General features: G+C 56.0%; 24 protein-coding genes. 7 read left to right on the top strand and 17 right to left on the bottom strand.

Translation table 11 applies throughout. The annotated features are described in order from the left end of the window. Positions 1 to 53 precede the first annotated feature (53 nt). Together R8377_RS06055 and R8377_RS06050 are read left to right on the top strand one after the other, a co-directional pair. Positions 54 to 692, top strand: a complete 639-nt coding sequence (locus R8377_RS06055; RefSeq protein ID WP_317642599.1) for an HAD family hydrolase — start codon at positions 54 to 56, stop codon at positions 690 to 692. An 87-nt stretch (positions 693 to 779) separates the two neighbouring features. Then, a complete protein-coding gene (locus R8377_RS06050) occupies positions 780 to 1,412 on the top strand; it encodes an HAD-IA family hydrolase (RefSeq protein ID WP_317642598.1) in 633 nt (210 codons plus the stop codon). Here R8377_RS06050 and R8377_RS06045 read toward each other — a convergent pair whose 3' ends face one another. Both R8377_RS06045 and R8377_RS06040 read right to left on the bottom strand, forming a co-directional pair. Next, complete coding sequence (locus R8377_RS06045) at positions 1,413 to 2,177, bottom strand: LuxR C-terminal-related transcriptional regulator (protein ID WP_317642597.1); 765 nt, start codon at positions 2,175 to 2,177, stop codon at positions 1,413 to 1,415. Between the two features lie 2 nt (positions 2,178 to 2,179). Then, on the bottom strand, positions 2,180 to 3,535 hold the full coding sequence (locus R8377_RS06040) for an ATP-binding protein (RefSeq protein ID WP_317643729.1): 1,356 nt from the start codon (positions 3,533 to 3,535) through the stop codon (positions 2,180 to 2,182). A gap of 209 nt (positions 3,536 to 3,744) precedes the next feature. Here R8377_RS06040 and R8377_RS06035 point away from each other — a divergent pair, with 209 nt between their 5' ends. Together R8377_RS06035 and R8377_RS06030 are read left to right on the top strand one after the other, a co-directional pair. After that, entirely contained in the window at positions 3,745 to 5,622 is a 1,878-nt protein-coding gene (locus R8377_RS06035; RefSeq protein ID WP_317642596.1) for a PspC domain-containing protein, read from the top strand. Further along, positions 5,606 to 6,190: a hypothetical protein gene (locus R8377_RS06030; protein ID WP_317642595.1), complete on the top strand. Its 585-nt coding sequence runs from the start codon at positions 5,606 to 5,608 to the stop codon at positions 6,188 to 6,190. The genes R8377_RS06035 and R8377_RS06030 overlap by 17 nt, the downstream gene beginning before the upstream one ends. A 104-nt stretch (positions 6,191 to 6,294) precedes the next feature. On the opposite strand, the gene R8377_RS06025 is transcribed toward R8377_RS06030, so the two are convergent. The 4 genes from R8377_RS06025 to R8377_RS06010 form a co-directional block, all read right to left on the bottom strand. Then, the gene (locus tag R8377_RS06025; protein ID WP_317642594.1) at positions 6,295 to 7,938 is read right to left on the bottom strand and encodes an alpha/beta hydrolase family protein; all 1,644 of its coding nucleotides are present in this window, start codon (positions 7,936 to 7,938) and stop codon (positions 6,295 to 6,297) included. A 61-nt stretch (positions 7,939 to 7,999) separates the two neighbouring features. Then, the gene (locus R8377_RS06020; RefSeq protein WP_425604992.1) at positions 8,000 to 8,653 is read right to left on the bottom strand and encodes a DUF4125 family protein; all 654 of its coding nucleotides are present in this window, start codon (positions 8,651 to 8,653) and stop codon (positions 8,000 to 8,002) included. 48 nt (positions 8,654 to 8,701) lie between these two features. After that, positions 8,702 to 10,777, bottom strand: a complete 2,076-nt coding sequence (locus R8377_RS06015; protein ID WP_317642593.1) for a DUF4037 domain-containing protein — start codon at positions 10,775 to 10,777, stop codon at positions 8,702 to 8,704. Between the two features lie 15 nt (positions 10,778 to 10,792). Continuing rightward, a complete protein-coding gene (locus R8377_RS06010) occupies positions 10,793 to 11,980 on the bottom strand; it encodes an MFS transporter (RefSeq protein ID WP_317642592.1) in 1,188 nt (395 codons plus the stop codon). A 234-nt stretch (positions 11,981 to 12,214) separates the two neighbouring features. Here R8377_RS06010 and R8377_RS06005 point away from each other — a divergent pair, with 234 nt between their 5' ends. Further along, positions 12,215 to 13,144, top strand: coding sequence for a DUF3152 domain-containing protein (locus R8377_RS06005; protein WP_317642591.1), 930 nt, complete (start codon positions 12,215 to 12,217; stop codon positions 13,142 to 13,144). 61 nt (positions 13,145 to 13,205) lie between these two features. Here R8377_RS06005 and R8377_RS06000 read toward each other — a convergent pair whose 3' ends face one another. The 9 genes from R8377_RS06000 to R8377_RS05960 form a co-directional block, all read right to left on the bottom strand. Further along, entirely contained in the window at positions 13,206 to 13,889 is a 684-nt protein-coding gene (locus tag R8377_RS06000; RefSeq protein ID WP_317642590.1) for a DUF4097 family beta strand repeat-containing protein, read from the bottom strand. A 137-nt stretch (positions 13,890 to 14,026) separates the two neighbouring features. Continuing rightward, positions 14,027 to 14,773, bottom strand: a complete 747-nt coding sequence (locus tag R8377_RS05995) for an SDR family oxidoreductase (protein ID WP_317642589.1) — start codon at positions 14,771 to 14,773, stop codon at positions 14,027 to 14,029. A 132-nt stretch (positions 14,774 to 14,905) separates the two neighbouring features. Then, a complete protein-coding gene (locus R8377_RS05990; RefSeq protein WP_317642588.1) occupies positions 14,906 to 15,763 on the bottom strand; it encodes a DUF1266 domain-containing protein in 858 nt (285 codons plus the stop codon). Positions 15,764 to 15,785: 22 nt separating this feature from the next. Next, positions 15,786 to 16,925, bottom strand: coding sequence for a hypothetical protein (locus R8377_RS05985; RefSeq protein WP_317642587.1), 1,140 nt, complete (start codon positions 16,923 to 16,925; stop codon positions 15,786 to 15,788). A 34-nt stretch (positions 16,926 to 16,959) separates the two neighbouring features. Beyond that, on the bottom strand, positions 16,960 to 17,814 hold the full coding sequence (locus tag R8377_RS05980) for a DUF1266 domain-containing protein (RefSeq protein ID WP_317642586.1): 855 nt from the start codon (positions 17,812 to 17,814) through the stop codon (positions 16,960 to 16,962). 93 nt (positions 17,815 to 17,907) lie between these two features. Beyond that, positions 17,908 to 18,396 carry a helix-turn-helix domain-containing protein gene (locus tag R8377_RS05975; protein ID WP_317642585.1) on the bottom strand — a complete coding sequence of 163 codons (489 nt, stop codon included), beginning with the start codon at positions 18,394 to 18,396 and terminating at the stop codon, positions 17,908 to 17,910. 62 nt (positions 18,397 to 18,458) lie between these two features. Continuing rightward, a complete protein-coding gene (locus tag R8377_RS05970; RefSeq protein WP_317642584.1) occupies positions 18,459 to 19,007 on the bottom strand; it encodes a hypothetical protein in 549 nt (182 codons plus the stop codon). A 167-nt stretch (positions 19,008 to 19,174) separates the two neighbouring features. Next, on the bottom strand, positions 19,175 to 22,273 hold the full coding sequence (locus R8377_RS05965; RefSeq protein ID WP_486598977.1) for an RCC1 domain-containing protein: 3,099 nt from the start codon (positions 22,271 to 22,273) through the stop codon (positions 19,175 to 19,177). A gap of 566 nt (positions 22,274 to 22,839) precedes the next feature. Beyond that, positions 22,840 to 23,667 (bottom strand): MerR family transcriptional regulator, encoded by an 828-nt coding sequence (locus R8377_RS05960; RefSeq protein WP_317642583.1) that lies wholly within the window; start codon positions 23,665 to 23,667, stop codon positions 22,840 to 22,842. Between the two features lie 110 nt (positions 23,668 to 23,777). Between R8377_RS05960 and R8377_RS05955 the strand changes: the two genes are divergently transcribed. Next, positions 23,778 to 24,347 (top strand): hypothetical protein, encoded by a 570-nt coding sequence (locus tag R8377_RS05955; RefSeq protein ID WP_317642582.1) that lies wholly within the window; start codon positions 23,778 to 23,780, stop codon positions 24,345 to 24,347. Between the two features lie 143 nt (positions 24,348 to 24,490). Then, positions 24,491 to 25,210, top strand: a complete 720-nt coding sequence (locus R8377_RS05950) for a DUF4391 domain-containing protein (protein ID WP_317642581.1) — start codon at positions 24,491 to 24,493, stop codon at positions 25,208 to 25,210. Positions 25,211 to 25,335: 125 nt separating this feature from the next. On the opposite strand, the gene R8377_RS05945 is transcribed toward R8377_RS05950, so the two are convergent. Further along, entirely contained in the window at positions 25,336 to 25,830 is a 495-nt protein-coding gene (locus tag R8377_RS05945; protein ID WP_317643726.1) for an extracellular solute-binding protein, read from the bottom strand. Continuing rightward, positions 25,799 to 26,680, bottom strand: coding sequence for an extracellular solute-binding protein (locus tag R8377_RS05940; RefSeq protein ID WP_317642580.1), 882 nt, complete (start codon positions 26,678 to 26,680; stop codon positions 25,799 to 25,801). The genes R8377_RS05945 and R8377_RS05940 overlap by 32 nt, the downstream gene beginning before the upstream one ends. Between the last annotated feature and the right edge of the window lie 31 nt (positions 26,681 to 26,711).

Raw genomic sequence — 26,711 nt, 5'->3', positions numbered from 1 at the left:
TTATAATTCAAATAATTAAAGAACAGATAAGTATGTGCGCTTAGACTAGGAGTATGAGCACACAAGAGATACCTTGCGGAGTAGAGAACGTCGTATTTGATTTCGGGGGAGTCCTAGTGGACTGGAACCCTCGGCCGACGCTGGATGGGCTCTACCCCGATGGGGTTGTTGACATGTTTTTCGACCGCAGCGACGAGTGGGGCTTCTGGCGCTACAACGACTTGTCTGACCTGGGCTGGAGTGATGAGAAAATTCTCGCCGACTATGAGCACACTCATGGGCCAGCGGTGGCTTGGGTTTATCGCCAATATTTTGCACATTATCGGCAAGCCATTCAGGGCATGATACCGGGGATGGGAGAGCTGATTGAGGCACTCAAATCTCAGGGAATCCACGTGTGGGGATTAACAAATTCCACAGGCAAATATGTGGACGCAATCCTCGATGCTTTCGAGCCTATACGTGCTCTAGAAGGCATTGTCATTTCTGCTGAAGAACGTTTGCACAAGCCCGATCCTCTGCTCTTCCAAGTCATGCTGAGGCGTTTTATGATTGAGGCAAGATCGACTGTTTTTGTAGACGATAATCCAAGCAATGTGAAGGCTGCGCAAGACCAAGGAATGCGGGCAATCGCCTTTACTGGTGCCGATCAGTGCAGGACGCAACTTGCGCAATATGGGCTAATAGTTTAGCGGTGAGAGCTGCGGTGAGAGTAGACCCCGTTTGACTTTCTTGAGGTTGACTTGAGCTCGGTAAAGGCCTATTAGTATGCTTGACCTATGGAAAATAAGCATAACGAAGTGCATGATGTCATGTTCGATTTCGGTGGGGTATTAGTGGATTGGGACCCACGCCCTTGCCTGGCCGAAAACTACAGTCAGGATGCGATAGACCGCTTCCTGAACTTTGAAGAGCCTTGGGGATTCTGGCGTTGTAACCTGCTCTCAAATGCGGGTTGGGGTCAAGAAAAAATTATCGAAGACTATGCTAGCACTCACGATAGTGAGCAAAGCGAGATGCTGCGCACCTACTTCGACAACTACCGGCTTGCGCTCAAATCAATGATGCCGGGCATGGGCGATGTGCTTACAGAGCTGTCGGAGCAGGGCATCGGCGTATGGGGGCTCACGAATTTCACGCTGCCTTACGTGGAGGCTATCAAAGACAAGTTTGCGCCGGTGCGACTGCTGCAAGACATTCTCATTTCGGCGGAAGAATACCTCTACAAGCCAGACCCACTCATTTACCAGCTGGCCCTGCACCGCTTCAATCTCGATCCTGCCACCACGGCTTTCGTAGACAACGAACTGCCCAACGTGGAGGCTGCGAACCGGGAGGGCATTATCGGCGTGGCCTACACAGATACTGACCTCTTGCGCTCTGATTTGCGCGAGCTTGGTTTGAAGCTCTAACTATACGATTCGACGGTCTGCGGCCCATCGGGTGAGCTCCGAGCGGTTGGAAAGCTGGAGCTTGCGCAGTACTGACGAGACGTGGGTTTCTACCGTTTTGATGGAAATAAAGAGCTCGGCTGCGACTTCGCGGTAGGTGTAGCCGCGGGCGATGAGACGCATGACTTCCTGCTCGCGGGCCGATAAGCGGTCCAACTCGTCGTCGTGAAGGGCTGTGGCATCTGCGGAGCTGCCGTCTTGGAAGGCAGAGAGCACGAAACCGGCCAGCTTGGGGGAGAAGACCGCGTAGCCTTCGTGGACTTGGCGGATAGAAGAGACCAAATCGCTAGACGAGATAGTTTTCGTTACATAACCGCGAGCGCCCGCGCGTATGACCGAGCCCACATCTTGCGGAGAGTCCGAGACGGAAAGTGCTAAGAAGACTGAGTGCGGGGCTAGGGGTTGGGAGCGGGCTAAGATTTCGGCACCGCCACCGCCCTGACCGCCGGGCACGTGTACGTCTAAGAGTACAACGTCTGGCTGTGTTTCGCTCACCATCTGGATAGAGCCTTCTACGTCCGCTGCCTGACCCACGACTTGGAAGTGGGGCTGGAGGGTGGCGATAACGCCTGCGCGAAACATTTCATGGTCGTCCACAACGCCAATGCGTATAGGGGTCTGACCCTCGCTAGTTTCTTGCGACTTCAAGACTGCCTCGGCTGCTGGGTTTGCTGTATTCGATGTATCTGCCATATTTGCCATATCTGCCGTGTTTGCTTGCTCCATCGTTATTGCGCTCCTGCTCTTTGGGCGGATTTGGCTTGTGTCTGCTGGCCTCTGCTGTCTTGCTGGGCCTGGTCGCTGGCGGCAGAGATGGGCATGTGCATACGAACCTCGGTGCCCCAGTTGGGCCGGGAAACAATCTCTACTGTACCGCCTCGCCGCTCCAGTCTGCCAATAATAGATTCGCGGATGCCTAGTCGGTCTGGTGGCACTGCCTTGGTGTCGAAGCCTGCGCCATGGTCTCGTACGAACACTTCAACCTTGCCTTTTCCGGCCTCGCAGTAGACCGAGATAGGTTCGGCTCCGTGGGTGACTGCGTTGATAAGTGCCTGTTGAGTGGCATCGAGGAGGGCATCTGTTTGGGCCGAGGGGTGGGCGTCTCCCACGGTGACTACGTCTATAGGCTTGCCATGCGCGTCTTCGATCTGGGCGGCGATGCTCTGGAGGCCGGAGCTGACTGAGCGGTCGGAGGGCGTGCGCTCCTGGTAGAGCCAGTTACGTAAGTCGCGTTCTTGGCCGCGAGCCAGCGTAAACACGGCCTGCGGATCGTCGGCATGGAGTTGGATAAGGGCCAAGGTTTGCAAGACACCGTCGTGGAGGTGGGCAGCCATGTCGGCGCGCTCTTCTTCGCGCTCTTTTTGCGCTCGCTCCGTGCTGAGACGGGCGAGTATGCTGCTGGCCCAAGGGGTCAAAATGACTGCAACGGCTGCGATAACGATCAGCGCTAGCAGCATCATTTGCCAGGCTTCGTCGGCTGGGAAGGTGGGGAACACGTACGAAGCGAGGGCAGCTAAAATCAGTGCGCCGCTGGCTGCGAGTGTCCATACTCGCCGCTGATCACCGCCAAAGTGGAACCAAGCTATGGCCAGACTTGAAGCGAGCAAGATTGTTGGGAAGACAAGGCGCCGAGGCATGCCGGTAAGGCTGAATGAGAGGGCTAGAGCTAGAAGTAGTGCGCCAACCCCAGCTAAGAGAGCTGGTTTGGGTGCATTGTGGAGGACTTCGCTGAGGCCGCTGTCGCTACTGGTGGGCTCTTCGCTCTGATTTGCTGGCCCTGCAATTCCTGCGTTTGGTCGGGCTAAGGGTTGGGCCTGCGGGTCGTAGTAGAGCTGCTGGGCCGCTGCTATCGGGTCTCCCGCGGGCACGTATATCCATAGGAAAATATAGGCTACGATGCCTGCGCCAAAAGCAAAAATGAGGGCCAGCATAAACAGCCGAACCCATGAGACCTTAATTCCTAAATGGAGGCTGATGCCCTTGCATACGCCGCACAGTATTCGCCCCTGCTTGGGCCGCATTAAGGGCAGGCGAGCGGGAAGGAGCGGTGGAAGATGGGGGTCTGGATAAGTGTCGGCTCCCATCTGCGCTTGCGGGATCGCATAGGCGCTCATGGCGGGCGAGGGCTGCTGCCGGGGCCAGCTAGAGCGATTTTGGTTACGGGAGTGACGATTAAGCATACTGCTATTATTGCCCGAAGCCTGCCCCTGAGCTAGCCCAGAGGAAGAAAATCAGGGGTAAATCAGGGTGTTCCCGGATACGAATTGTGATCGCGGCCTGCTGTAATAGGTATATGAGCAATAGCAATAATTATGGCAACCCTTATGGGAGCCCAGACGGCGGACAGCAGCAAGGTCCGAACGTAAATAATGGATATAATCCACAATACGGCCCGAGTGCAGGCCCGAGTGCTGGCAACGCTGGCGGATACGGCAATGGCTCAGGCCCGGGCTATGGTCCTGGACCGCAGCAGCCCTTCCGACCCGTGGGCGAGGAAACTACCAGCCGCTTCTTTAGGTGGGTGCGCAGTACTTATTTGCGCCGCTCCGACGACCGCTGGATAGGCGGCGTGTGCGGTGGTATCGCTGAGCGCTTGGGCTGGTCGCCTGCCTTGGTGCGCGTGATTATGCTGGTATGTGCCCTGTGCTTCGGTGCCGGCGGTGTCTTCTACGCTTTTGCCTGGTTCCTCCTGCCTGATAGGCGCAATATCATCATTGCTGAAGACCTCCTAGCAGGGCAGTGGCACGGCGCGATTGTGGGCATTATTATCCTCCTCCTCTTCTCGGTGGGCTCGGGCGCGTTGAGTCTTTTCTCCTCCTCGCTAATCGCAATCTTGGCACTTTGGGCATTCCTAGCTTGGGGCGGTAGTCAGGCAAAGCGCTACGGCTGGGGCTACGGCCCCACTGGTCCCAACGGTTCAGCAGGCGGTCAATACCCTTTTGATGGTTCCGGGCGGCAAGGAGCTGGCCCGGTGCCTCCAAGTGCAGGCGCAGCTTGGGCAGCAAGCCCAGAAACCGGTGCGCACAATGGCGGTAAAGAGTCAAGGCAAGAGTCGCATTGCCCTACTGATACATGGGAGCAGCCTCCTGTGAGCGCGTCTGAGCAGGATTCGACGTATACTCAGCCCGCAGCTGCTGGTGAATCACGCAACTACGCCCAGTCAGCGCCTTACGCTTCGGCTGCCCCTCGCTCGCCTTACGCTGAGCCTGTGCAGCCAGCTATGGCGGCTCCGGCCCTGCGGGTACGCAAACTCCGCCGTAAGCCCGCTGGCCCCGCTTTTGTTTTGTTGAGCTTAGGGCTTGTAGTGCTTTCGGCTGTAATCGTGGGTAACTTGGGCTTTAACTCTGATCTGTCGGCCTCGTATACCGTGCAGGTGGGCATGATTTGGATAGGTGCGCTCACCCTAGTCTTGGGTATTCTCATCATGATTTTGGGCACGATGGGTCGCCGTGCGGGTGGATTGATTCCAGTGGCTATAATCACACTCATGGTGATGGCCGTTGTGGTGCTGGGATCTGTCGCAAGCGGATGGAATCGCAACGAATTGCGGCAAGAGATTAAGAGCTACGAAGTGGTTACCCTTGGCAAGAATGAGAAGCTGAATCTTGATTCTCGGCCCGAGCAAATCCAGCGCTATCAAAGTGGTATCTACTTCTCTGGTTCGACCTCTGCTCCTGCGAAGGTGAGTATTGATTTGTCTAACTATCAAGCCGACAACGGTCTTCATAAGGTCTGGCTCGACGATGCTAGTCAGCAGGACTCAGGATGTCCTACTGGACAAATGCGAATTGCATCGTCTGGAGCTGACGTCGACTTGCAGCTGCCCAAGGGCTGTTCCTACGAAGTATTTAAGCAGTATGCGGTAGGAAGTCTGCCTTACGTGGAGGAGAGTTGGTCAAACTCAGGCACTTGGAAGGGGCGTTTAGATCGCTGGGGTTTTGATGTTGAATACCACAATGGCACAAGTCTCGTCTCTGTTGGATCGGCCGACCATAGGCTCCACTCTCCTGAGCTAACGGTGAAGTATACATGCGGCAATAATGCGCGACTGACTGTGCACCGAAACGGTTCGGCCACTTTGCCAGAAGATGGTCAGAATAAGCCTCTTTCTCGACACAATAATGAGCGGCACGACTACGACGATGAAGACGGGAATGGTTACGATGACTGAGAACGAGCGCAAGCAAGAGTTAGATACGAGCCGAGATTCGGAGCCCACAGAAGTGATGGATAAAATCCGCGAAAATATGGCAGATGAAACGCAGCCGATGACCCAATCGGAGGGCGACGCTGGTGAGAGAGCCAGTAGACAAGGTGATGAGGAAAGCGCGGAAGCTGCGGAGCAGGTAGGGGCTGAGCGTCAGAGTGAGCAGGAAGCTCCGGCGCACGAGAGCTCTTGGCGGGCATCTTCGGGGAATGTACCGCCAACTTACGTGTCGACGCCGCCCTATGTGTATGCGCGCAGTCAGCCCCAAGTTGTTGAGGAGCGGCCAACCGGACCCAGTGCTGCAACCATCGTGTTCGGGCTCTTGCTGGCGCTCGTTGGCCTAGCCTGCCTCTCCGGTGGTATCTTCTTCTCTTGGTACGACTGGGTGGGTGTGAGCGTCAATGGGGGAGTAATTGCGACTGTGGTTTTCGCCTTCTTGGGAGGAGCTTTAGTGCTGGCTGGTCTCATGTGGGGACTGGTCTCATGGGTGCGGACTCGGCATGCTGACAATGCGGCTGTGCAAGATAAGTAAAGAGAACTGTCGGGTAAGCGTCGATTATATGCAATATTGACGCTGTGTCAATAAGGGCCTCAGGTGAGCGGTACGGTTCATCTGAGGCCCTTATTGTATGTGTTTTACCAGGCGAACAATCCCCAGAATGATAGGGAAACTAGGCAGCAGACGATTCCTGCAAGGGCGAGAATCAAGACCATCCAGTGGCCCCAACCTTGGGCAATGGCCGGGCGTGGAGTTGCGGATTGAGCGGGCAGCTTGCGGGCATGGCAGGCCATAATTGTATACGAATTGGGCTGATCTCCCGAGCGCTTGGCTGCCATCCGGTTGTGGAGAGCTCGGGCTGGGAGGAAGGCTAATACTACGAGCACGAGTAGGGCCAGCAGTTTGAGCTCGGTCCACCCACGAATCATGTTGGCGGTCAAGGGCTCAAGCTGGAGGGCGTGAGTTGCGGTGACACCAATGTAAGCCAGCGATATGCCCAAACTAGCAAGACTGGCCAAGCTGCCTGCCCACAAGAGGCCTACAATCTTAGGGCCAAAAGCCGGCGTATTCGATGTCGAACGCCTGCGGCGGGAAGAGCCAGCAATAACTAGGAAGAGTGCACCAACTAGGGCTAAGGCCGGCAGAACAAAGCTGGCTACCAAGACCGCTATCAGTGCACCAACTGACCCGATGAGCCCGTGGTGAGTGGTACGGGGCGCTGTGAACAGCTGGCGGGGCTGAACACCTGCAATCATGGGAGTGGCCCATTCGTTGGACTTGGTGCCCAAGGAAATTGCGTTAATCCAATCCTCTAAGTTGTGGGTGTAGTGGGGTTCGAGTGGCAGGCCGGCCTTGGCGAGTAGGCTTCCCATACGCATTTGGTGGTTGGCCGGATAATATCGCAGGGTCACATTCGTGTTGCCTGCCTTGGCAGCGCGGCGGGTGATTTCCTGTGCTCCTTGCTCAACGGGCATGGAGTCGTCGCTGGTGCCGAAGTTGATTAACGTGGGCTGAGTGAGCTTATCCCAGTTGGGTAGGGTATTAAAATCAGCATATTCCAAACCGAGGGGCGAGAAGTTCATGCCCATAAGCTTAGGAATCTGAGCTTGAATGCCCGCAGGCGCGCCAATCAAATCTAAGTAAGAGCTCACGGCCATCGACATCTGACTGCGGCCAGGATAGACTGGCGGAGAAGTCAAGATAGAGTATGCAAGAGTGGGGTCTTGCGCGGTCATAATCGAGGAAATCCACGTACCTTCGGACTCAGCGTAGAGGCCAGTCTTAGCGGAATCAACTCCGGGCCAAGAACGCAAGATGTCCAAGGATTTGCCGTAGTCGGCTGCCATGTCCGCGTAGTCGCGGTGGAAGGTGGTGTAAGTGTCGAGCCGCTTGTCTGGAACGAGCGTGGTAATGCCTGCCGAGGCGAGGGCTGAGGCCAAGTCGCCGTAGACGTCAGCAGCTTTGCCGGTGCCTGCGCCGTGGATGAAGAGACAGGCTGGGTGGCCAGCTGGAGCGCCAACGGGCTCGCGCACAATCGCCTGAATCGAGACCTCGGGCGCCAGCTTCACGCTGACCCATGTTTCCTTGGTCTGGTAGTGGCCTTCGGGCGTAGTAGCTCCGCGATTGGAAGCAATAGCAGTGTCGGCAGTTGCAGGGCGGATATGGTCCTTGTATGGCTCCACTTGCCAGCCCGGATTCATAAGAGCATTCAGGCCACTGACTAGGCCAAAAAGCACCGCAAAGGAGAGGAGCAGGGCTGACAGACGTTTCAAAATTCGCACAGTTCAACTCTGGCACAAGGGGTGCCCGGTATCGGCAAAAACACTGCGCTTACTGCTGAGCTCAGGCTTGCAAAGGTTCTTGCTGGGCGGCTTCGGCTTGGTCTAAGTTCTCATACCCGGCTGCTTGCACGGTAGCCAGCAAGGTTTCCTCGGTCAGATTGCGCCGCTGGGCTGCCAGCATGAGCACCATTTTCAAATAGAGCCTGAGTGTATTCGCCGAATAAGTTGAGAGTTCGCCGCGCAGGTAGGTTTCAAAAGAAGTATCTTGCACAGTATCGTCGGCTGTGCGCAGGATCCTCATCTCTTGGCCCAGCTTGGGGTAGTGGCTGCGGAAATCAGCAGCCCAGGCCACCTGCTGTTTAATGATGCGCTCCTGCTGGCTTTGGCGTTCGAGCCCGAGCTTGGGCAGGTAGGGAGCAATATCCCGCCGGTATTCCTCGGGTGCTGTCGACTCCATCATCCGAGCGTACTTTTCGGTGAGGAGGTTACGTCTCTCTTTGTCTGCGATGTCTAAATCTTGGGCATAGCTGTCGAGTAGCTCGCGAGGCCACAGGGCGAACTGACTGTAGCGCATCTGGTGGAAGGTGGGCCAGTTGCCCTGGCAGTTGGCGCGGCCTCCCTCGTTGTCGACCTGCTGGAATTGCTCCCATTCGTGGCGCACGATGTGTTCGCGCAGCTCGTCGTCACTCATGGCTGCTTGATTGGTCTGGCTCATCGAAGGGCCTCGCTTTCTTGCCTAGTATGTGTCTGCTCTAGTTTTCCCTCAAATGCTGTGCAGACTGGGATCATCGCTGGAAATATGCGCTTCGATGTAGGGTCTCTGCCATTCCAAGAAGTTTTCGTTGGAAGTGGTGAGCCCCTCGGCTTGGAGCTCGGCAAGAATGAGCTGGCAGACCTCTTCAACCTCGGCTTCAAGCCGCTCAACGGTGGGGCCCGCGCCCTTACCTCCTTCGCCAAAACCAGCGCTACCAAAGCAAGCTGCCGAGGAGAGCTGCAATATAGTTTCGAGCTTGCCACACACCTGACTCAAGCGGGTTGCCATCCAACCGCTGATGGTGCGAAGCCCGGCAAAAGTCCACTTGTAGTAAGGCGTATAGCCCACCGTTAGCGGATTGTTGACTAGGAAGACTAGCGAGGTTACGGCTTTGGTAAATTCGTCGATAGAAAGCCAGGCCGCAGCTCCGTCGCCGCGCTGCAAGCTACGGCCGAGATTGTATTGCCCTGCCTGACTAATCATGCCTAAGCGTTGAGAAATCAGGGCAAAGCGTACGTCGTCGGGCATGGTTCGGAAGTCTTGTCTAGCTTGGAGGAAGCGGCCTAGAGGGTCGGCAAAAACCTCGCCATTAGTGGCAGCTGCCAGCGTTGCTTCGGGCAAAAGGAGCCATTCGTGGGGCTTATCTTGGGCGGGGGCTTGCCGGTAGCCGGTGATGGATTGGAAGAAGTCACCTATCTCGAAGACTCCCACTCGTTTGCTGGCTCCCTGGGCGCGCACGGAGTTTTCGCGGGGTCCGTAGCCCATAAACTCTTGAGGAAGTGCCTCATAATCGGCTTGAAGCTGGCTGCCGATGGCCGCATAATCCTCGCTAGTCAACCACAGGCAGAAACTGGGGCCGAAGTCGTGGTCTTGGGAGATTTCATCGTCGAAACCGTAGCATTCGGAGCCGTGGCCCACTAATCCAGCTGCAATACGAGTTACATATTCGGGGTATTTTTTCTCAAGCATAGGCTTGCCGTACTGTTCCCAGTAGGCGCGCGACAGTTGCAATCCCGTCATTTTGGGGCGCTCTGACTTGCTTTCGGCCCCGGGAGTGGAGGGTGCGGGCGAAGTGTTTGCGCCGACATTGGACTGTCCTGCGCTATTGTCAACGCTCGCATCTACCAGCTCTACGCTTTGCCCTGCCTGCTGTGCGGCCTGCAATGCTTGGTCCAAGTTCTCCTTGGTGACGGCATACGAGTCGCTGGCGCTTCCGTAATCGCGGGCGATGATGCCAAGCGCCTCCTGGTAAGCTCCCGCTGCCTTGCCGAATTGGCCGCCCGCAAAGCAAACCTGCCCGTAGCCCGCCAGCGCAGAAGCATAGTGGGGGTTGGACTGCAAATGCCCTGCTTGGTAGATGCGCAAGGTCTGAGCGGCGTGCTCACCTGCCTCGTTTGCAAGCGTGCTCTGCTTTTCCGGGCTCTTGCCGCCAGCCAAAGCCAGTAGCGCCAAAGCCAAGTTTGTATGCGTAGATGCCACATCCAAGTCGCGCTCAGGGTCGGGGGAGGAGGCAGTCAGTATCTCCAAAGCATGCCGGAGTTCATCTACGCCCTGCTGGTCGCGGCCGGTTTCCGAGTAGAGCATGGAAAGGTTGTTGTGGAGGGCTGCCAGGCGTCGGTCGCCCGGTTCGAGGGTCTGCTTGGCTGAGCGTAAAGCCTGCTTATACAAGTCCTCAGCTTGGTCATACTGGCCTGCCGCCCGCATGCCGGTAGCCGCGTTAATCAGGGTAGTGGTCCAAGCGTCGGTGCCCTGCAACTGCATTTTGGCAGCGAGCTCCAAGGAGCGCTGAATCATCCACATGTTGTCTTGGTGGCGGCCCCGGGAGCGATAGTAGCCGATAACCTCGTTGAGCACGGTCAACAAGCCAGCGTCATCTCCAGCATTTTCTGCGTCTGCCAAGGCTTGCAGCAGGTAATCTTCGGCATTGTCATTGGACTGGGAGGAGTCAAAAATTGCGTCTAATCCCTGTAAAAATGCTTTGGAATCAAACGAGCCGTCTGCGCCAAGGTAAGAAGGAGCTGAATGCGCGCCGCTTACCTGCGTTGGTGTGCGCTCTTGAATGTCGTCATTGCCCAAGTCTGCCATACGGCAAGCTTAGTCTCAAACCTTGACCTCTTCCAAGCGGTGGATAGCGTCGGTTTCAGTCTCCAAACGGTGAGAATACCAGACCAGCAGGAGCACCGCAATCAGGGCTAGGGGAGCGCCAGCGAGGGCGGGATAGTGGTAATTCATAGCCGATGCGCTCAGAGCTGCGCCACCGATAGAGGAGCCCACCGCATTGCCGAAATTGAAGGCTATTTGTATGGTTGCGCCGCCAATGAGTTCGCCGCCTCCTTGGCCAGCTTCGACCATCAACATCTGCTGGGGCGTTGAGACGAAAAAGAGACCAAAAGCTACCCAGAAGGTGAGAATGGCGGTCGAGAGCTTGGAGCCGGGGATAGCGAAGACCATCAGCAGACCAACAAACGCTATGAACTGGCCCAAAGCTGCCGAGCCCGCATGCCGCCAGCGGTCCGATAAAGCGCCGCCTGCGATACCGCCGACTACCATACCGAAGCCTGCTAGCATCATCAGCAAGGAAACGGCCCCGCTTGACCATTCGCCCACGTGACTCAGCCAGGGAGAGACGTACGACCACCAGCAGAAAATGCCCGCATTGCCGGTAAACACGGCGAGGAGTATGGCCCAAGGCCCTCGGCGTTTGAGAAAGTGGAACTGGCCGCGTAAACCGGTATCTGGCACTGCAGGCAGGTTGGGAATCCAGCGCAAGGTCAGCACAATCGTAGCTGCTCCCCACAGTGCCAAGAAGGCGAACGCTGCCCGCCAAGACAAGTATTGGGCCAGCATGGTGCCGCCGGGCACTCCCAGCATGTTAGCCAGCGTTTGCCCGGTGATGGTGACCGCCATCGCCTGAGCTTCCTTACCTGGTTCGGCGCTGAGCTTCGCTATATAAGCAGCAGTGCCAAAGAAAGCGCCGTGGGGTAGGCCTGCGATAAACCGGGCCGCGATGAGCATGCCAGCGCTGGTTGAGAGAGCAGAGAAGGTGTTGCCCATCACAATAAGAGCTAGAAAGAGCAAGATGAGGCGTTTCGGAGGCACTTTGCGCCCAAAAACGAGGATGAGAGTGCCCATGCACACGCCAATGGCGTAAGCGGAAATGAAGTGCCCGGCTTGGGGAATCGAGACCTGCATAGCTCTCGCAGTCTGCGGCAAAATGCCCATCATAATGAACTCGGCAGCCCCCAAGGCAAACGCTCCAGAAGCCAATGCAACCAGACTCTTTTTCATGCCCCTACTCTCCGCAATCTCCCGCTGTGGCCCACTTGCCACCAGCTGCTCATCATACGCACGCCCCGGGAACCGAGGGTTTGACAGCAGGTTCGCCGGTGGTCAGTAGCCGATAAGCGCAACATGTTGTGCTATTTGAATTGAGAAGGCATTACAGTAATCTTGTCTACGGGAGCGGTGCGACTCGCCCAAAAGGGTTTGTGCACTCTAGAAGCAGCGCACGGAAGGGGTAGCATGGGGACAACACAAGGCAGCCCTCAGAGCTCTCCCCCCAACCAGCACTCAGGCAAGTCGAAGGCATCGAGCAAATGTGGAACTGCCCTGCGCCTAGGTAAAGCTGTATTGACGGCGCTTGCTCCCGGAAGTACTGCTCAAGCTAGTGAAACTCAGGTGAGTGCTATTTATCGTATTCGGCGTTGGTTCTTGGCCTTCTTAACTGTCATAATTGTAGTCTGCTTAATCGTTATGGGAGTAAGTAAGGCACGCAAAGAGGCTTCTTCACAAGCCAGCGAAACGGCGACAACTTCTGCGACTGCTCGACCTTCACCGCGGCCGAGCGCAGACCGGTCTGTTACTGCGCCCCCGCAAGCGGCTCAGCCTCAGCCAGTAGTTTTGAGCGCTCAAGATCGGGATAATATCCTTACTCAAGCTCAGTCCACGGCTGCCGCGTCGGGCAAGGAGCAGCACCAGTTCACTTATTGCATCGCGGGCAAGGGCGATGTGGGCGATACCACTGAATTTGAACAAGAAGTGTTCCGCACGCTCAACGATGTACACGGCTGGCCTCGCGCTGGGGCCACGTTTACCCAGGGGAGCGAAGGCACTTGCGATATGACGGTTGTGCTCTCGCAATCTCAATATATGACTACGTTTTCGGGTGGCTGTTCTAATATGTACAGCTGCCGAGTAGGCAATCAGGTCATCATTAATAAAGACCGCTGGGATGGAGGCACGGAGTACTGGCTCGGGGCCGGTGGCAACATGGCTCGCTATAAAGTAATGGTCATTAACCACGAGGTCGGCCACCGTTTAGGTCATCTTGACAATGAGCAGACTTGTGCCGGACCGGGTCAGCCTGCGCCCCTTATGCAGGAGCAATCCATGGGGCTTCTCGGCTGTGCTCCCAACGAATGGCCCCTAGACTCAGAGCTTTGGGTTCGCTAGTCGCGTGCTTGGCTTTTGGGCTGGCTGCGAGAACCGACAGCTGCTGGCGGTATCTGTTGTTTTAAGCCAAAGTGATACGCGAGTTCGTAGAGGTGAGCTCAAAACTGGGTGAGCCGGTGCGTTGGGCTTGGCTCATGCCTGTTAGTGTGCGGTCGGGTAGGTGGATGCTACCGTTGACGCAGTTTGCCTGGTATCCAAAATCAGCTTTGGTGCGCGTGCCCTCTTGGATAGTGATGCTTACGCGTCCGCCCTCTGCCGTGACCACGCTATGCTGTCTTACTTGCACATTGCTAGCTTCGACGCTGGCTGCCTGGCAGTCGATACCCAGCGCGTCGCATACCAAGTCAGTAGCGCGGATGGAAGCACCTTGGGCGGTAAACATGAACCGGTCTGCGTGAATAGCGTCCAACTGCGCTGAGCCGCCGTTCGTAGTGAGCACTAGCATGTCGATGTGCTGCTGGGAGGGGATGGTCACAACCACTGTGGGCTGCTGCCATGGCTTTTGCCCCGAGCCCAGCGGGTGGCTCATGTCTCGGGCCGGTTCAATTTGGCGGATAGCGAGTAAGTTGCTGCCAGCGTCAATATCGAGGAGTTCATTGGGGTCACGTTTGCAATTATTGATTTCTAGGCCCAAGCTCTCGCCGCTGTTCACATGCAGTTGCATGTCTAGCATGTCGAAAGCTACCGTCATGCTCGGAGGTTGCGATTGCTCCTGCTGCTCCGCTGGTGTGCTGTGCTCGTCCATGCTTAATCCCTTGTTTCGCAGCCAGCCGACTTTGACTGGCTGCTCGCCCGATACAGCTGACTATACAGCAGGGCGAGCGCCAAGCCAAAGCAGGTTGACCTGAAGCTTTGCCAGGCTCTAAGCAAGTGGCGCGAGCTTTACCAAGGCTGGGTGGTGGGGCCAATCGTGAACTCGCAGACGTTGGTGTCTTCGGGCTGGTCGATAGCGAAGGATACGACGGAGGCCACGCGCTCGGGCGCAATCTGATAGGTGTCGTAGGTCTGGTTCATGGCTTCCAAAGCGCCCGGGTCGGTAATAGTGCTCAAGAGCTCGGTTTGGATGGCTGCCGGGTAGATTGTTGCCGTGCGAATATGGGTGCCTTCGATGGCTGACTCCATTCGCAGTACTTCCATTAGGTCGCGCACTGCCCACTTGGTCGCGCCGTAGACCGCGCCATTTGGGTAGGCTTTCAAGCCGGCAACCGAAGAGGTGGTAATGAATTGGCCCGACTTTTGGCTGGTAAATTCAGGCAGGGCTGCGGCGATGCCGTTCAATACGCCCTTCAAATTCACGTCTATCATCTGATTCCACTCGTCGGTTTTGAGCGCCGAAAGTGGGGAAGAGGGCATGAGACCAGCGTTCAAAAACATCACGTCTACGCTGCCGAATTGTTCCTTGGCGAAGGCTACGAAATCCTTGTTTTGCTGCGGATCGGTCACATCCAACTGACGGTATGCTGCATGTCCGCCTGCTGCCGAAATGTCGTCCGCAATCTGCTTGAGCTTGCCCTCGCGGCGGGCCCCCAAGACTACATTTGCGCCCTGCTGGGCTAAGAGTTTGGCGCTCGCTTCGCCGATGCCCGAGGAAGCGCCTGTAATCAGTACTGTTTTGTTTGCAATAGTCATGTGAATCAACCTTTCCGCGCCCGCTACTGCGCGCTGCTGCCAGACTAATCCTTCAAGTCGCTTGAAGTGCAAGTTGGGCAGCAGCGCGCCTAGTGGGTGAGCAAAAGCGCGGAAAGCTTGAGAAACGCCGGATTACTTGAAGGCTATCTTGTTCACCAAAGCTCGTGGATCTTGCAGAAGCATATCGACTGTGCGATTCATGGCCTCGGCGCGGGTTTGCGAAGGGTGCCAGATAATGGCACCTAAGGTGTAAGCGGCCCCGACTTCTTGCCAGCTATTGTAGGTATCCTGCACCTGCTTCTTGAGCTGGCTGGCGTACTGCTCGGCCTCTTCTTGTGAGATGTATCCTGCGAGCATCGCTAGGCGGCTGATGTTGGCGAGGCGGACGGCATCCCAAGCCAAGATGTTGTCAACGTTGCGCATATCGCCCAGAAGTTCGTCATGCTCCATCGTGGCTTTCCCGTGGCCAATTTCGAGCATTCTGACTAGTTCTGCATTCTCTAGGCCAAGTGCGGGCGCTACCTGCCTAAAGTCCATATCGTGCTTCTTTTGGAAGTAGGGGATAGCGGTGTTGGGGATCACGTTGACAGCACATTTCATGAGGACACCCGAGTTGTTGAGTGTCTCGCGGTAGCTGGAGATGAGCTCCATGTGAGGCTGGAACTTGGTTCGGTGCCCGGTATCAATCAGCTCTTGAGCGGTTTTGCGGAAGCTATCGGCATCCACAATGCCCCAAGCGTCTTCCAAGTTCATCTTGATGTAGGAATCATTGCCGGTGGACTTGAAAGCGTTAATATAATCGCCGGTGTAGGCGCACATGAAGGAGCCCAAGGCTAGCAGCCACTGCTGGTCAAAGTTGTAGTGCTCGCTGGTATAGGCTTCGGGCGTGCTCTCGCCGAAGTCGCCTTTACCGCTTTTGCCTTCTGGGTAGAAGTTCAGCTGGGCGTTGTCAATCATAGCTTGGCCGAGCTTTTCTGCGAATTCTGCCATGTTCTTCTTTCTTGTTGTTGGTTTATGCCAGATTTCCCGGCATAAGTTGGTCTTTGGTCAAGGTCAAATCAGGAAGGAGTTGGGCATTTTTAGCAACTCCTTGAATGCTGACTTGGCAATTGCTAACGCCATAAGCGTTAAGTTCTTCCATAGCTCGCCTTGAGACTTGCTCGATCGCTGGTTTCAGCTCTTCATAAGAGTTATCGGGGGCGCTGATATGCACTGAGAGGTTGAAACCCTCAGCCCTAATATCGGCTATGATGCGTTCGTTTGGTGCTTCAAAGGCAGCTTTGAGTTCGCGCTTATGGTTGCCCTCTGCCAGCCAGCCTTCGATAGTCTTGTATTCGGAGCCTAAAACGCGGCTGTTAGTAGGCAGCAGAGGGAGTGTGCCCTGGCCGAGTTGGTCGAAGAAGGCTGGTCCTCCGGCACCAACCATAATGGCGCAAGACAGTGCAGTTACAGCGCAAAAGCGACGAGTCCAGATGGCGAATGAGCGCAGGGTTGAACCGTGGTGCTTGCTACGCCATTTGATGTGGACCGCCATAAAGAAGCTGACAATGCTGAGGGTGAGCGCTAGCAGGTAAATGCCGAACACGACGAGGTTTGGGTGGTGTTGGAATTCCGTTACGCCGTTGTCGCTCAGGTTGCCGAACAGCCAGCGGGGTTGCTGGACCCTTACTAGGGTGAAGATGGCATCTGCCAAGAGCACCATAACGATGGTAATGGCCATGAGATGGACCAAATGCTTTTTCTCACGCTGGGCTAAGATAATGGCAAGAGGCGAACCTTGATAAGCATAGAGTGCTGGTTGCTCTGAGTTTTCCCCGTCTACATCTCCGTCTTCCTCGTCATCGCTGTCGTCAAAGTCGTAGTCATCATCATTATCGTAGGAAGAATCTTTGCTGGTACTAGCTGCTGCATAGTAGGGTGTTTCGCTGGCCTGCGGCTCATGTAGCGGCGTTCCCTCTGCCTGTGACCAGCGTTCGGTGGGGTTGTTGAGCTGACTTGCGCTGCCCGGCTTGATTTCGGAATCGAGTTCGAGAAGACTGTCGTCTGAGCTGTCAAACGAAACCTGGTCGTCTTGGTCAAAAGGCGAGCGGTAGGAGGGTTGCTTGGAACCGCGATTCCAGGGGAATCCGCCCGAACTGCTGGTCTTACCCATAGAGGGAGGCCTTTCTAAGGATTGTAGCCGCTACTTAGGCAGCCATATCGCGGTAGGTGCTCAAAGGGTAGCGCACCCAGGGGCTGCCAGACTTGAAGCCAAGACTCTCGACAGTGTTGTGCAGGAGCTTGGCCCCGCGGCCCTTGTTAATGCCTAGCAGTTGGTCAGTTTTGAGGAAGTCGAAGGCGTACTGCTCCCAGTCCTGGTAGTTGCGCAGGACCACAGGCGCCAGCTCAGACAGTATCTGCACGGCCTGCTCTTTAGGTAGCCCGTTGCACTCGGTGCCGGTGACCAGCAGGGAAGCGAAAGCGCTCACCAGCCAAGCGTTTACCCCGTCGTCTTCGCGGTCAAAGGTGAAACCGTCCAAGGGCGACGGCATTTCCTCAACGTTGGACAAAGAAGGCAGGGAAATGCCGGTTAAAGACAGGAAGTTTTTGCCAATTTTGAGCACGTCTTCATTGTGTTCAATGCCGAAACTGCGCTCCTGCTGCTGGCGGAGCATGTCAATCTGATCCTGCTTGAGAGCGCTGCTGTCGCCAAAACTATAGAGGTGGAAGGGCACCACGTTCGGGTCGGGGTCTTGGCGGCTGGACTTAAAGAGGGAGAACCAGTCGTAGCAGGCAGAAGCCCTAAAGGGTGCAGCTAGCGAGCATGCGAAAATCTCTGCCTGGTGGAGCCTGGCAATGCGTTCTAGCGTCTGCTGAGCTGCCTGTGCTTCTTCAGACTCTGGCTGCCCGGCGTTTGCTTCTGTGGCTGGGCTCGGTTGGCTGCTTGAGTTCGTTGCCGTACCGGCGCTCGCTGTAGCCTGCTGCTCGGCCGCGGAGTCCTCGTCGGCCTCATTCCAGCTGTCGCGGATGAAATCCTTCATCTGTTTAAATATGGAAGCCATAGCCTTCACTCCCGGTCAGTTGAGCTACCCCACAGGTAAGTTGTCTGTCCCCTAAGAGAAAGCTTAACAGACCCCAACCCCTCGTAAAAAAGCTCACTCGTCTAGATTCTTGTGCTGCGTGTCAGGTCTCTCGCCCGGCTTCTTCGTGCTGTTTTTTCTGCTTTTCAGTTCTTCTCGCACTCGTTTAGCAATCTGGTACTCTTCCCGCTCTTGCTGGTCGAGTTCATCGGGGTCGTAAGCCAAAATATTTTCCGGGCGTGCGCGAATCGGGCGGGCCGTGAATTCCTCAGCTTCGTGCGCGTGGCTCTCTTCTGCGGGTTCTACTACATACGTAACGCGAGCGCCAACTTCTACCGCATAGGCACCGAGCAGCTCTACTAAGTCCTTCCGCCCAGTCTCAATTTGCGACACGTAAGACTGCGTGACACCCATACGTTTAGCGAGCTCTGCCTGAGTCAGTCCGCGCTCCTGCCTCATGCCTACGAGCTGGTTGAGCAATTCGTCGGCCTGCCAATATAAGTCAAGCGACAGTTCTTCGTAGTCGTAGCGTGGGTCAAATTCGCGGGGCTGCTCGTTCGGCATTGTTAATCCTTCCGGTGTCGGGATATTAACAATACTAATATTAGCATTTGTAATATTCTGGTCTACTGTTTGCATGTTTGCGCTCCTTGCCACTGTTCAAAGAGTTGTATTGCAATGGATATTTGCGCATTTTGTAAGATGCGGATTTCTGCTGGGCTACCCGCCACCTGTTTCTCATGGGTGTGCAATCCCAAAATTAAGTTTGGTTTAGTGCTGGGCTCGCCTACATACTGCCGGATATGCACAGTAGCGCCCCCGCGCAGGTAGGCGTAGCGTGCTTCCCATCGAATCTCAAAGAGCGGGCGGTGCCCTGCACTGGCTAATGGAACAACGTCAGACCCGGCTGCGAGCATGCCGAGTGAGGCGTGCTTAATTTTCGCTGCGATAGCCGTTGCTATTCGCATTCTGAAGGCTTCATAGGAGTAGTAGGTCAACGCTCCGGAGATGAATTTGTCTTTGGCGATGATATTGGCAAAGTGGTTGCCGATTTCCAGCGGTGTTGGAAATTCATTTTCGCTTTTGATAGGTTGGCCAATCCACTGGTATATCGCTGGTTTTCCACGAGTACACCGGCTAATTCTCGTTTTCCTTGTATCTGCATGTTCTTCCATATCATGTCGCTTTCCGCTCATAAACACTGGCTGTGGGCACAACACTAGAGCGAAAGCGAGCGAGCCGGCTACCTGGGCGGCCAATGTGGTCGAATGTGGGTAGTCGGCTCGCTTTGTGGATAAAGGAGTGCGCGACGTTGGGTCGGGCAGGGGAGGGGAGCGAGCCCTTAGCTCGCTTGTGGTGCGTGTGCGCGGCGTCTGCGGTTGCGGCCTGGGTGGCGGCGTCTGCGGTTGCGGCCTGGGTGGCGGCGTTTGCGTGACAAGGTGTAGCCGGCGTAGGCGAGGCCGGTTAGGGCGCTTAGGCCTAGGAGGCTGCCGCCGGTTAGGCGGTTTAGGGGGATTGAACCGGCATTGGGCAGGTTGAAGACCGTGAAGTAGGTGTAGGAGTTGATGGGGTAGTCGGTTTGCGGCGTGCCTACTAGGCTCCAGGAGATGGTGACGGTGACTGGGCCGTCCGCGTGGGCTGGGGTGATTACACCCCAGGTGCCGTCGGAGTTAGGGGTTAGGCCGGTTCCATCGGTGGAGTCGAAGCGAACCTTGCTGATGACCAGCTTGGGATTCGTGACTCCCACGGCGCTCAGACTCAGGTTTCCGGCTGATCCGCCAGTACCGTTGCCCAACTGTCCGTATTGGTTGTCTCCCCAAGTCCAGACTTTGCCGGTGGTGTCGATGGCTAAGCTGTGTTGTCTGCCGACCATGACTTTAGCGTAGGTTACGCCGCCGGGAGGGGTGATTTGTGCAGGATTGGCTTGGCTGTTCTGGTTGCCGGTTCCCAGCTGCCCGTAGCCGTTCCAGCCCCAAGCGTAAGCTGCGCCGGAGCTGGCGAGTGCCACCGTGCCGTCTCCTTCTACACTCACCTGGTCGAAGCTGAGACCGCCCGGCAGAGCGGGCGCGACTGGGGTGCTTCGGTTGGTGGTGGTGCCGTCGCCGAGCTGGTTGTCACCGTTGTAGCCCCAGGTGTAGATGTGGCCGCTTGAACTGATGCCTAGGCTCCAATCGTTGCTAGCCACCACCTGCTTGAAGCTCGACACCCCGCCCGGCAGGTCAACAGCAACCGGCGTGGAACTCTGCCCGCCGACCGCCACGGCTGCCGAGCCCAGCTGCCCGTAGCCGTTCCAACCCCAGCTGTAGGCCCGCCCATCCGAGCCGAGAGCCACCGTGTGGGAGGAGCCCGCGCTGATTTGCGTAAAGCCCGTCACGCCGGTTGGCAGCTTGACCTTGACTGGTGTGAGCGAGTCGAAAGTCGTGCCTTCGCCCAGCTGCCCCATATCGTTGCCGCCCCAAGCGTAGAGTGCTCCGGTGTCGGTCACAGCCAGGGTGTGCTGGCGGCCTGGAATAATCTTTGTGTACTTGGTTGACCCGTCCGGCACCGGCACCAGCACCGGCGTGGATTGGTTTACTGTATTCCCGTTGCCCAGCTGCCCCTTGCTGTTCCAGCCCCAGGCGTAGAGGGAGCCGTTGGTGGCTAGGGCAAAGGAGTCGTTCGGCCCCGCCACCACCTGTGTGAACGTCATGCCGCCCGGCGTGTGCACCGCAACCGGCGAAGTGCGGTTGCTGGCCGAACCGTCGCCCAACTGCCCAGCATCGTTGCGCCCCCAGGCGTAGACCTTCCCGTCGCGCCCCAAGCCCAGCGAGTGGTACCAGCCCGCGCTCACCTGCGTGAGCGTCGCGTCAAAAGCTGGCGGTGTTACGGTAACGTGCGTGCCGCCCAGGCTGACGCCCTTGGTCGGTGAAATGGTAAAGGCATACGAATTCCACCGGGCTTTGAGTGTAATGTTCCCGTTCACTGGCTGAGTAAAGTCATACGCGCTCCCGTTGAGCTCCCAGCCCCCAAACCAGTACCCGTTCCACTTGGGATCGTCCGCAGGCCACGAGGCTTTATGTCCATTCAACACATGCTGCTGCCCCGGCGGTGTGACCGGTGCCCCAGCCATATCAAAGCTCACCGAATACGAAACCGTATACTCATAATCCAGCAAAACCGTAGTCTGCGCCTGCCCATTCAGCGTCCAAGTAATCCGCACCTTAACCTTCCCTGGCACCATATGCCGAGGCGCATTAACATGCCACAAATCAGTAGCCGTGTCATGAGTAACCGTCCCCGCCCCAATCCCGTCGAAGCTGACGCTCGTAACTGCAATTACAGGGTTGGCGATGCGCGTAGGAGTTAAACGCCAAGCTGTAGTGCCATCTCCCAACTGGCCTTGTGAATTATTTCCCCAAGCATACGCAAATCCATCGCTCCCGGTGCAAGCTGACATAGTCATACCTGAACTAACACTGGTGGTAGCGAAATCGCTAGAGGCACCCGCGGGAGGTGCAATTCGGACAGGTGTTCGGCGGTCTATGGCAGTGCCATCTCCGACTAGACCAGCGCTAGGCGTGCTTGTGCTGAAGCTACTGTTAGCTCCCCAAGCCCATGCGTGGTTAGTTGTGTCAATTGCCATCACATGCCACATGCCCGCGCTGATGGATGAGAAACTCTGAGATGAATTCACTGGGAATGGTGCGGTGCGTGTAGTAACAGTGCCGTCACCAAGCTGACCATAATCATTGTTTCCCCATGCATATGCTTTATTGCCTGTTTTGGTGAGTGCTGTGATAAACGGGTATCTCTCTTTACTGGGGCTAATCTGGCTAAACTGTAATCCACCTGTAACGAGCTGCGGAGTTGTTACATAAGCGCTTAAACTGCCAGTACCCAAAGCTTGGTTTCTATTGTTTCCCCATGCATATGCGTTGCCATTTTGGTCTAAAGCCACTGACAATTGGCCTCCGGCACTGACCGAAGAAAAACGTACTGAAGTTGAGAGCTTTTGAGGAGTCAAGCTATCGGTTTGTGTGCCGTTTCCCAATTGACCGTATGTATTGTGTCCCCATGTCCAGAGATTGCCATCCGTATCTGTAGCGATAGAATGCCACCAACCGGCACTAACTTTGGAAAATTTCACGCCAGGGGGTGTTTGAACCTGAACTGGTACATTACTATTTATTTTATTTCCGTTTCCCAGTTGACCGTATGTATTGCGTCCCCATGTCCAGAGATTGCCGTCTGTGTCGATAGCTAGGGTATGCCATGCACCTGCACTGAAAGAAGTAAACTTTACATTTGTAGGAACTCTTACTCGTACAGGAAGATTGTAAGAAGAAGCTGAGCTGCCATTGCCAAGACTTCCGTAGATATTCCAGCCCCATGTCCATGGATTTCCGGCGCTGTCAATGCCAAGGATAAACCAACTGCCGGTTTGTATTTCTTTAAACTTAATTGTGGTCTTGAACGGCGGTGTGATGGCGACGTCGTTGCCGCCTTCTACTGGGCCTTCGGTGGGGGAGAGGGAGAAGCCTTGCGCGTCGGTTATGGGGTCTGCGTGAGCTGCGGTCGGTCGCGCTAAATTAGCGGACCCCCCCCCCCAGGACCGTTAAGACTAGGGCCAGAGCCATAGCCTGCAATGAGCGCCCCATACGCATAATAAACCCCTCCACCAGCGCCGCACCCAGCAGCGCTTATCAATAGACGAACCTCGGCCCGCCGCAATTCCCCAACCGCGTTAAGCCCCAACATATCTCTACCTACTCTAGCATCTCTTTCGGAGCTCACGCGATGTTGAACTACACAAGCTGGAAGAAACTGCCGGTGTTGCTCACCGAACCCGTTCAACCGTGAATTGGCCATTAACCGTTTAATTGAGGGTTAATGGCCAAAAGCTCGCGCGAGGTTTCTGGATTCGCGAGCTTTTGGCCGTTTTTTCGTCAAAAAATGGCACAAATTTCGCGAACGATGAGGCTTATTCGCGAGCTTTTGGCCGCTGGGGCTTGGTAGGCGAGGAGAGGATTACTCCCACTTGGCGGTTGCTGGGTCGATGCCGTGGGTTTGGGCGTTGGCTTCTATGGCTGCTTGCATCCACTCGGCTAGGCCGGGTTCGATTGCTTCGTAGTGGCTCTTGAAGCGGGGGTCGCAGGCGTACATGCGGCCCAGCATGACGTGCATGGAGGGCGAGACCTGGAACCAAGAGAGCGAGTGGCGGTGTTGCTCGATCAGGTCAAGCGCCTCAGGGCAGGTGGGGTCCATGCCCTCGCGTTTGGCCTGTCCTAGCTGGGTTTCTATGGCCTGCAGGAGGTTGAGGTCTTCCTTTTTCTGGGCTTTGCTGCGCGAGGCCATGCGCTCGGCGTACTCCATCCACTGCTGGCTCTGACCCCAGCGTTCGTGCGCTTCTTCCTGCTCGGCCTGCATATCCCGGACCGCGCTTGTTGCAGTTGTATTTGTATCTGTCATATTGTCTCCTTGTGTTGCTTTCCCCTCGGCAGTGGCGATGAGCGAGTCGAGCGTGCCCAGTGCCGCCGTGAGATACTTGATTTTGTCAACTAAATGAGCGCGGTGATGATTGAGTTCGCTTACTGCCAGTGAGCCAGGCGAAGCCAATACTTCCCTAATCTGCCTAGCGTTCAGCCCCAGTTCGCGGTAGAGCACCACTCGCTTCAGTCGCGCAATATCGTCCGGCCCGTATTCGCGGTAATCCGACCAAGAGCGCGGCGGTGAGACGAGCCCAGCCTCTTCCCAATGGCGCAACATTCGCTCGCTGACCCCCAGCAGCTGCGATACCTTTCCGATGGTAAGAACCGTCTCGCTTTCGGCGTTTTGCATATCATCATCTTTGCTCATACTTCAGACCCTAAACCCTGACAAGATGTCAAGGTCAAATCGTCGTGTTCTGCCCGCAAACACGATAGGCTGTAGGAAGCAGAAAGCAGCAGCAACAACGGAGGTTGGGCATGTTCGGTAGGAAGAAGAAGACACAAGACGGGTATCAGTCAGTATTGGGCCAGTCGCGCGATCGCGACCAAGTGCCTTTCGATGCGGCGAGCGAATCCGTCTCAAGCAGCGATGGCAGAACCCCGCAAGACGGTCAAAGCCCTAATGAGCAAGTCTCCGCTAATAATCTTGCTATGAACCAAGTGACGGCCCAGGATTACAACCCAACAAAGCTGGGCAGTGAACTTAACAAGAGTGAAATTGACGCTCTAGCTCAGTTTTCCGACTCTGACCTTTCGCGCTTTTCGGCTCAGGAGTTAGCTGAGGTCACACCTGAATGGGTTGGCAAGCAGCTCTTTAGGCAAGTGCGTTTCATCGACGGATACAAGGTTGAAGACGTGGATGATGCTATCGATAAGTTGCAGGGGATGCTGGAAGCAGTGGAGGCGGGTTCCATGAGGCCAGCATTTGTGGTGCAAACGATTATGGGAATGGAATTTGAGTTTGTACGCTATAAAGCTGGCTACGACATATCTGAAGTCGATAACTTCCTCAACCAAGTTTCGGCATCGCTCTTAGCCCGAATGTAATCGCGGGCATGTCTAATGCGAGCAGGTGTAAAGCCGTTGTCAGGCGGCATTCAGCAGGCAGTGGCATAATAGGGGAGCGAATAAGCTAGCGTTGGGCCGAGGACCGGGGATTAGGGGCGGCCTACACTGTTGAAAGGGCTACGATGACGGCTGCAAGTTGCGGTACTCTAACAGCACTTACCTTGGGATTGCCTGCCGGCACAGCGATTGCTGAAGAAAAGGGCACGCTGCCCAAGCAGATGTTTTATGCCAAGCGGCCTATCTCTTCCAAGCTGAAGCAGCGTTTTACCAACGATCTGGAATCGGTTACAATGCTGGCCCTCCTGCGCGCTGCCAATACTGGGCTCGCAGATGGCGCAGCAACTCACGAGATTTTGCTCATGGGCTTGAAGGTCAGCTGCGAAGAAGTGCCAGTTGAGCTAGTGGATTACATTTCTCACATGCGTAATTGCGGCATCATCTTTGTGTGCTGCCGGACTCGGGCCACCGAGGAAGGCGGCAGGGTTGAGGAGTGCGCGCTGGCTGTTCGTCGTCCACTGCCTACTAAGCCCGGTTATGAAAAGCGTTTCCGCGTGTATGTGGGCCCTTGGCGTCCAGTTGCACAGACTACACTTGAGCTCAAAGGGCAGAATATGGATGAGGCTTGGGATTCGCTCAACGCCCAAGTTATTCTCGATAGTAGCGACGGCGCTGACCTCGATGCGCGCATTGCTCGCAGGTCTGAGATAGCGGGGCTTGTGGTTCAAGAAGCTAAGCTGGCTAAAGACCATTCTCGGGCCAAAGATCCCGCCCAGCGCAATGAGATATATTCTAAGCTCCACAAGGTTCGCAACCAGCTCAGGCAGATGGGCGCTTTGGACTGACAGCCCTTCGCTGAGCAGCTTTGCGAGCGAATACTTACGAATATACGAGAGAGGCTCCCCGTTGGTGGGGAGCCTCTCTTTTTGTGCTTACTAACAGCCGAAGCTGCTTACAGCACTTGCTTCACTTACTGCTTGGCTGCAGCCTTGTTGTAAGAAGCGATGTCGGTTGCGGCCTTGTCTTCCGCGGCCTTCATAGCGTCCTTCATGTCCTTGCCGTTGAGGGCATCGTTGAAGGAAGCGATAACGTCCTTACGAATCAGCGGGAAGGCACCGGTACGGCAGCCCAGGGAGACGCTGGAGAGCGGGGTGCTGTTGAGCTGCTTGTAGAAGACGTCGATGTTCTTGTCGGTCAGAATTTCCTTGCCTTCGGGCTCATTAGCGGCGTCCTTGTTGGCGAAGAGGTAGCCGGTCGACTTGGAGAAGAGGGCCTGAGCGTGGGGGCTCATGAGGTACTTACCGAACTCGAAAGCGGCCTTTTGCTCTGCTTCACTGTGGTTGCCCTTGATGACCCAGAGGGAGTTGCCGCCGAGGAGCGGGCCGGCCTTCTTGGAGTCGGAGGTTGAAGGGAACTGAGCGACTGCAACGTTGTCAGCAGAACCCCATAACCGTGTATGCGGCAGAGGAGCTGAGGGCGATGCCGAGCTTGTTGGCAGAGAAGTTGGCGGCCACGTCCGTGTTGCGGGTACCGGTGTTGAGACCGACGCCCGATTTGAACATGTCGGCAATCTTCTGGAAGGTCTTGACCTGAAGGTCGGAGCTCATGCTGATGCCGGTGACTGGCTTGTCGGACTGACCGTTGTCAGGAGTGCAAATGTTGAGACCGCCGGTAGCGGAGAGCACCTCGAGCATCCAAGAATCAGACATATACTGGCCGTAGCCGTAAGCGCCCGTCTTCTCGTGAATGGCGTTGGCCCACTCCACAACTTCGTCGAAGGTCTTGGGAGGATTAGCTGGGTCGAGTCCGGCTTCAGTTGCCAGCTGCTTGTTGATATACATCGTGGGAACCGAGATGGACATGGGCAGGGAGAGCATACCCTTGGAATCTGAGTAATACTTGCGGGCAATCTCGGGGATGACCGAGTCGTCGAAGGACTTGTCGCCCTTGGCTAGTTCGTATACAGGCGTGGTCTGCTTGCTGTCAATCATGAAAGCAGTAGAGGTTTCATCGGTCTGCATGATCGAAGGAGTGGACTTGGACTGCACAGCTGCAGAGAACTTCTGCTGTGCGTCCGTATAGCTGCCCTGGTAGGAGGCCTTGACCTGAATCTTGCCCTTGTGCTCTTTGTTGAACTGGGAGACAAGGTCGTTGATGGTCTGCACGGCATGGCCGGCGCTGGAGTACCAGAAGGTGATGGTTTGTTCACCTTGGGGGTCGGAGGCGCTTTCGGTTTTGGCGCTGCCGCATCCTGACAGTGCCAAAACCGGGATAAGTGCCGCGGTGGCGAGAGTAATGAGTCGATGCTTACGCATGATTCTTCCTTTCATTTCCGCCCCTACCGTA

This window comes from Bombiscardovia apis (genome assembly GCF_033095945.1).
In the GTDB taxonomy this organism is placed as follows: Bacteria; Actinomycetota; Actinomycetes; order Actinomycetales; family Bifidobacteriaceae; genus Bombiscardovia; species Bombiscardovia apis.
This window is presented reverse-complemented; position numbering and strand designations above follow the sequence as displayed.